Genomic DNA, 5,730 nt, shown 5'->3' on the forward strand with positions numbered 1-5,730 from the left:
CCGCGCGCTGAGCCCTGGCGGCGGGGGGGCGCGGCGGCCCCCCCCGCGGCGGGGGGGGGCGCCGCCGCCGCGCCGGGCCCCCCCCACCGTGCTTCGGCGAGGTTCAGCGAGCCGTGCTCAGCCCTTCAGCCCGAGGGAGGGGAACAGGTCGACGAACGGCTGGGTGGTCACCGAGACGCTCCGGCCGAACGGATCGTCGAAGTCCCAGATCATGAACAGCAGGAACGCGATCAGCGCGCTGAAGCAGCCCGCCAGGATCAACTCCCTCGGCGTGCGCCGGATCTGCAGCGCGAACAGCATGCCGACGGTCACCACGGCGCCGGTGATCAGGCCGAACCAGACGACCCCGGGCATGGTCGGCCCGGCGTTCTGCCCGCGCGAGTTGCGGGCGTCGTCGGCCTGGCTGATCCGGTCCATGATCGGCTGGTAGGACTGCGACTCCAGCTCGGAGGCCGGCGGCCGGGTGGCGACGTCCACCCGCAGCTTGTCCAGCAGTTCGGTGCCCTTGTCGGAGATCTCGCCGTTCTTGCGCATGTACTCCCACTCGACGTTCACCACGTACGAGACGTAGGCGTCCACGTCGGCCCGGACCTGGTCGCGGAACTCGGCCGGGTAGACCACCGCCCGGTCGCTCACCTCCTGCAGCGACTGCGCCTCCCGGAACAGGTCGTCCTGGGCGGCGCCGCGCGCCTCCCAGACGCCCGCGAGGGCGAGACCGAGGACGATCGCGTAGACCACGCCGATCATCATCGTGATGTAGTCGATGACGTCCGGCGTCTCGTCGACGTTCTTCTCGGTGCCCACCCGGCGGTGCCGCAGCACCACCACCGCCACCACGACGGCACAGGCCGCCGCCATCGCGATGGCCAACGCCAACCATTCGGACATGGGAACTCCCTTCTCTGGCTCGGCTTGTGACGGAACAAAGGGTCGGACTCGGCCCCAGGCAGGTCGGGCTCCAGGGCCGGACCGGGGGCCGGGGCGGGCCGCCTCGGTGGGGCGGTCAGGACCGCCCGGAACGGCCGCGGCCGCGTCCACGGCCCGGGCGCAGGGCTGCCGCCGCCAGGATGGCGGGCACGGTGACCAGCAGCATCGTGGTCGTCGCCGGGGCGTTGTGGTGGTGCTGCGGCGGGGCCGGCGGCTGCGCCGCCCGCACGTGGTACACCGGCTGCGCCGCCGGGGTCGGCCACAGCGGGCTCGGGCGCACCGGAGTCGGCGTGGCCGGGCCGGGGGCCCCGGGGTCGGGCGGGGGCGCGGGGGCCGCCGGGGCCGGCGCCGGGGGTGCGGGCGGGTTCGGCGCGGGCGGCGGAGCAGGCGCGGGCGCCGCCGGCGGTGAGGTGGGCCCAGGCGTCCTGCTGGGAGCCGGCGTTGTCGGCGCGGGGGTCGGCGACGCCGTGGGGACGGGTGCCGGAGTCGGACTGGGCTTCGACGTCGGCGAAGGCGTCGGGGTAGCGCTCGGCGTCGGGGTCGGCGTGGGGCTGGGCGTGTGGGTGGGGCTCGGCATCGGGGTCGCCGTCGGGCTCGGGCAGGGGTGCGGGTGGTGATGGTGGTGGTGCCACCAGTCCCCGTGCCACCAGTCCCCGCCGTGGCCGCCGTCCCCGCCGTGCTCGTCGTCCGGGCGGCCGGGCTGCTGGCGGAACCCCGTGGTGTCCGAGGGTCGTGGTGAGGCCGGTCCGGGCGCGGCCTTCGGCGTGCGGCACGGGTGGTGCCGGTGCGGGGGCCTGGCGCCCTGGTGCCGCGCGTCGGCCGTCGGGGCGACGCTGACGCCGACCTGGACGTCCACGTCGACCCCGACGTTCACGTCCCCGCCCGGCCCGACCTGCACCGACACGTCCGTCCCGGTGCAGACGCACGAGTCGACGGTCGTGCCGTGCGGCTGCTCCCCGCCGTGGTGTTCGGTGCCGGACGCCGAGGCGCCGCCGACCAGGGCGCACATCGCGACCACGCCGACCGCGGCGCCGATCAGCCTGGTCCGCCGACCGGAGGCCGCACCCCCACCGCCGTCCAGCGATATCCGTCGGGACTGCCGGCGCTGCGGCATGGGCTCCACTCACCTCTCGGGTCGCCAGGGACGGGATCAGAACAGGGCGATCCGCCCGGCCCGCAGGAGGACGCGGGCAGGCGTGATCAGACGCGATCAGACGTGATGGGGCACGATCAGGCGGACAGCCCGCCTTCCGGGGGCGGGCCGTCCGTCATCAGGTCAAACGATCTTCGAGCCGGCCGGTTACGGCCCGTGCCCCTTGTCGGCCGTCCTCAGTGGCGGCGGTGCGCGATCTCGACGTTCTCCAGGACGCCGACCGCGTCCGGCACCAGGATCGCGGCCGAGTAGTAGGCGCTGACCAGGTACGAGATGATCGCCTTCTCGTCGATGCCCATGAAGCGGACGGACAGCGACGGCTGGTACTCGTCCGGGATGCCGTTCTGGTGCAGGCCGATGACGCCCTGGTTGTCCTCACCGGTACGGATCACCAGGATGGAGCTGGTGTTCTCCTTGGTGATCGGGATCTTGTTGCACGGCAGGATCGGCACCCCGCGCCAGGCCGGCACCTGCTGCCCGCCGAGGTCGACGTGGTGGGGGTACAGTCCACGGGCGTTGAACTCGCGGCCGATCGCGGCGATCGTGCGCGGGTGGGCGAGCAGGTAGTCGGGGTCGCGGCGGCGGTTGAGCAGCTCGTCCAGGTCGTCCGGGGTGGGCGGGCCGGAGTGGGTCTGGATCCGCTGGTCGAAGTCGGCGTTGTTGAGCAGGCCGAACTCCGGGTTGTTGACCAGCTCGTGCTCCTGGCGCTCGCGCAGCGCCTCGATGGTCAGCCGGAGCTGGTGCTCGACCTGGTTCATCGGCTCGTTGTACAGGTCGGCGACGCGGGTGTGGACCTTGAGGATGGTCTGCGCGACGCTCAGCTCGTACTCGCGGGGCTTGAGCTCGTAGTCCACGAAGGCGCCGGGCAGCTCGAACTCGCCGTGGTGGCCGGCCGACATGGCGATCTCGGCCTCGCCGCGCTCGTTCTGGGCCTGCTGCGGCAGGGCCAGGAACCCGAGCAGGTGCTCCTGGAGGCTCGGCGAGTTGTCCCGGATGGCGGCGAAGTCGCGGCGGGTCAGGGTGAGCGCGACGCCGGCGGTGGCGGTCGTGGCGGTGAACTCCCAGGCGGCGTCCGGGTTCAGCAGGGCGTCGTCGCCGAAGCGGTCGCCGTCGCCGGCCACGCCGACCACGGTGTCGTCGCCGTACTTGCCGGTGCCGATCTTGTTGACCTTGCCGTGCGCGATCAGGAAGATCCGGTCGGCGGCCTCGCCCTGGGTGGTGAGCACCTCGCCGGGGCCGAAGTCGCGCTGCTCGCAGCGGTCGGCGAGGGCGGTCAGCACCTCCTCGTCCTCGAAGCCGCGCAGCAGGGCGAGCTCGCCCAGCTCGGCGGGGATCACCCGGACCTGGGAGCCGGTCTTGATGAACTCGACCACACCGTTGCCGACGGTGTAGGTGAGCCGTCGGTTGACACGGTAGGCGCCGCCGGCGGCCTGTACCCAGGGAAGCACCTTGAGCAGCCAGCGGGAGGTGATCTCCTGCATCTGCGGTGCGGACTTGGTCGTGGTGGCAAGGTTGCGGGCAGCGGCCGTCGTGAGGCTGGACTGCTGCGGGACCTGCGCTGTCTCCGGGCTCGTGTCCACGGGCATCGGCAGGGGTCTCCATTCATCTGGTCGGATCACGCGGTCAGGGTCGGACGGCGACGGAGTCGTCCCTGCCCACCCCGACTGATGCCATGACGGATCATCAGACACGCGTATCGATGGGGGTGTTGGCGATTCATCGCGATCACGGCCACCGTCTCCCGGCGGCCCATCGGGAACCCTAGATCACCAGCGCCCGGCCGGACCCGCGCGGAGACCGACTACCCCCCGATAGGGTGAATCTGAAGCAGTCCCATTCCGTTCGGGCCCCAGGTCGCGAGAACATCCGTTCGCCACCGCGGATCCCGCGCGACCGACGCCCGCCCGCGACTGCCCGCGCGCCCGGACAAAGCGGACAGGCGGCGTACCTCCCGTACGACAGGCGTACCTCCCGTACGACATCGGCGGGAGCGGATCGTCAACGGGGGCGGCGAAACGGGGCAGGTCAGCTGCGCCCCGACCATGGGCACCGGCCCGCCACCGGGCTCCGGGCACGCGAACGGCCCGTCAGGTGCCGGGACGGGGGCGGCCGGCACCTGACGGGGGATCGGGGATGCGCAGTGGGGGTGCGACGGGGAAGCGGCGAGGGCAGCGCCGGTCGGGCGATGCGTCAGGCGCAGGCGATCTGGCTGCCGGGGATGCCGACGATGCCGGAGTTCTTGGCCTCGCCCCCCTTGTACTCGTAGTACAGGTAGGAGTAGAAGTCGATCCTGGTCGCCGCGCCGCAGGTCGAGTCCGGCGCCACGGTGTAGGTGACCGTGAAGCTGCTGGTGGCACCGGGGGCGAGCGGCACGTTGTACCGGGCGATCCCGCCGTGGACGTTGTCGCTGCAGCCGTTGGTCTGGGTGCCGCAGGCCGTGGCGGCGAACTTGAGGCCGTTCTCCAGACTGGTCTGGTAGGTCGGCTGAACGCTCTGGTACACGAACTGGATCGGCGTGTCGTACGGGTTGCTGAGCGTCAGGGTCAGGGTGAACTCGCCGCCCCGGACGGTCGTTTGCCGGTCGGAGACGGCCGTGAACGGCAGCGGGGTGTCGGCCTGGGCGGGTGTGGCGGAGAGGAGCAGACCGACGGCGAGGGCCGGGCACGCGGCGAGGGCGACACGGCTCAAATGTGTTCTGCGCATGACCAAGGAGCGTAGGGCGCCGTACCGGTTCCGTTGCCCCGCTCCGCCCCGGTCCGTACCGACGCACGAGTCGGGGGCGGACACCGTGGACCAGCCCGGCCGCGTTCCGCCCCCACTCCCCCGCCCGGGGCCCTATGCTTCGCCCGCCGCCCCGGACGGCCACCCGAGGCCCGTCGCCCGGCAGGCCGGCGCCGGTCCGGCCGCCCCGGGCCCGGCCGGTTCAGGCGGGCGGCGGCAGGATGTCGCAGAGCGCGGCGAGCGCCGCCGGGTAGGCGTGGTCGGGCGGCGTGGCGTAGCCCACGACCAGGCCGTCCATGACCGGCATGGCCTCCGGGCCGATCCCCGGGTGCCGGAAGTCGGCGAGCCCGTCCAGGCCCAGGCCCCGGCGGGCGGCGGCCTGGAGCACCGTGTGCTCGGTGCCGGGCTCCAACCGCAGGACGGCGTGCAGGCCGGCCGCGACGCCGGAGACCCCGACGTGCGGGGCGCTCGCCGCCAGCGCGGCCACCAGCTGGTCGCGGCGCTCCCGGTAGCGGCGGCGCATCCTCCGCACGTGCCGGTCGTAGCCGCCGGAGTCGATCAGCTCGGCGAGGGTCAGCTGGTCCAACGCGCTGGCCCAGCCCTCGCGTTCGCCCTTGGCGGCGAGCACCCGGTCGACCAGGTGGTCCGGCAGCACCATCCAGCCGAGCCGCAGCGCCGGCGACAGGCTCTTGCTGACCGAGCCGAGGTAGACCACCCGCTCGGGGTCGAGCCCCTGGACGGCGCCGACCGGCTGGCGGTCGTAGCGGAACTCGCCGTCGTAGTCGTCCTCCAGCAGCAGGCCGCCGCGCCCGCGCGCCCAGTCGACCACGGCGGCGCGGCGGGGGGGGGGGGGGGGGCCCGCGGGGGGGGGGGGGGGGGGGCGGGGGGGGGGCGCGGGGCGCGCCCGCCGCCGCGCCGCGCACCCCGCC

General features: G+C 73.8%; 4 protein-coding genes and 1 pseudogene. All 5 read right to left on the reverse strand.

Annotated elements, in window-relative coordinates; genetic code table 11:
* Positions 1–117: 117 nt before the first annotated feature.
* Positions 118–888: a hypothetical protein gene (locus tag ACFV61_RS23930; RefSeq protein WP_363377454.1), complete on the reverse strand. Its 771-nt coding sequence runs from the start codon at positions 886–888 to the stop codon at positions 118–120.
* A gap of 115 nt (positions 889–1,003) precedes the next feature.
* The gene (locus ACFV61_RS23935) at positions 1,004–2,041 is read right to left on the reverse strand and encodes a hypothetical protein (protein ID WP_380493777.1); all 1,038 of its coding nucleotides are present in this window, start codon (positions 2,039–2,041) and stop codon (positions 1,004–1,006) included.
* A 215-nt stretch (positions 2,042–2,256) separates the two neighbouring features.
* Positions 2,257–3,666, reverse strand: a complete 1,410-nt coding sequence (locus ACFV61_RS23940; RefSeq protein WP_380493779.1) for a family 2B encapsulin nanocompartment shell protein — start codon at positions 3,664–3,666, stop codon at positions 2,257–2,259.
* Positions 3,667–4,270: 604 nt separating this feature from the next.
* Complete coding sequence (locus tag ACFV61_RS23945) at positions 4,271–4,783, reverse strand: hypothetical protein (RefSeq protein WP_063350618.1); 513 nt, start codon at positions 4,781–4,783, stop codon at positions 4,271–4,273.
* 220 nt (positions 4,784–5,003) lie between these two features.
* Positions 5,004–5,660 (reverse strand): annotated as a pseudogene (locus ACFV61_RS23950) (aminotransferase class I/II-fold pyridoxal phosphate-dependent enzyme); the annotation flags it as partial.
* Positions 5,661–5,730 lie beyond the last annotated feature (70 nt).

The sequence above is a fragment of the Kitasatospora sp. NPDC059817 genome (assembly GCF_042731835.1).
Classification (GTDB): Bacteria; Actinomycetota; Actinomycetes; order Streptomycetales; family Streptomycetaceae; genus Kitasatospora.